Genomic DNA, 404 nt, shown 5'->3' with positions numbered 1-404 from the left:
ACACCCGCGCCCACCGGCGGTTGATCGCCTGGACCGGGAGGTGCTTGGGGGTGGGCAACCGGAACGACGGCGTCCACCGGGCCCGGGTCTTCCAGCGGACCGTCCAGGTGCCGTGCCGCCGGCACGCCTGATCCAGGTCCTTGAGCGTCTGCTGCAGCGCCTGCGCGGGCGCCTCTGCCAGCCAGGGGAAGTCCTTTTTGGCGTCGGCGAGCTGCCGGCACTGCTCGGCGTAGCCGATGAACGCGCCCCGGCGGCGGTAGGCGCGGCGCTGCTCCAGGGCGGTGTTCCACACCGACCGGCAGGCGGCGGCGATCCGCTCGGCGGTCGGCTTCTGCCCGGCGTCGAACTCCGGAAGGTGTCAAGTCAAATGCGACAGGGAGTCGGCTGATCTGATCGCTAGGCTG

General features: G+C 71.5%; 1 pseudogene. It reads right to left on the bottom strand.

Annotated elements, in window-relative coordinates:
- Window positions 1-313 (bottom strand): annotated as a pseudogene (locus ACWJ6R_RS38085) (RNA-guided endonuclease InsQ/TnpB family protein); the annotation flags it as partial.
- Window positions 314-404: the final 91 nt, after the last annotated feature.

Source organism: Planomonospora algeriensis, from assembly GCF_977012225.1.
Note: the sequence above shows the minus strand (reverse complement) of the source record. Positions and strands in the feature narration are given on the sequence as shown.